Below are 243 nucleotides of genomic sequence, written 5' to 3'. Positions count from 1 at the left end.
TGTTTGAAGCGTCTTTCGCTGTAACAGAGACTGTTTGACCTTCTTCCAAACCGCTAACTGGAACGCTGAAGTTGCCATCTTGGTCAGCTGTTGCTGATGCTTTAGTGCCATCTGGAAGGGTTACTTCTACTGTTGAACCTGCTTCAGCTGTACCTGTGACTGCTGTGTCACCTGCTTTAACTGGGTTCACAACTGGTGCATCTGGAGCTGTCTTATCATCAGCTTTCGCTACAGTTGCTGTAG

1 protein-coding gene is annotated in these 243 nt (G+C 47.7%); it reads right to left on the bottom strand.

Annotated features, from left to right (window positions below; translation table 11 throughout):
- Positions 1-243, bottom strand: a 243-nt coding sequence (locus AX663_RS10810) for an Ig-like domain-containing protein (RefSeq protein ID WP_231724215.1), incomplete at both ends; no start/stop codon positions are given.

Source organism: Streptococcus sp. CCH8-H5, assembly GCF_001556505.1.
Classification (GTDB): Bacteria; Bacillota; Bacilli; order Lactobacillales; family Streptococcaceae; genus Streptococcus.
The sequence above is the reverse complement of the archived record's forward strand: the minus strand, read 5'-3'. Positions and strand labels throughout refer to the sequence as shown.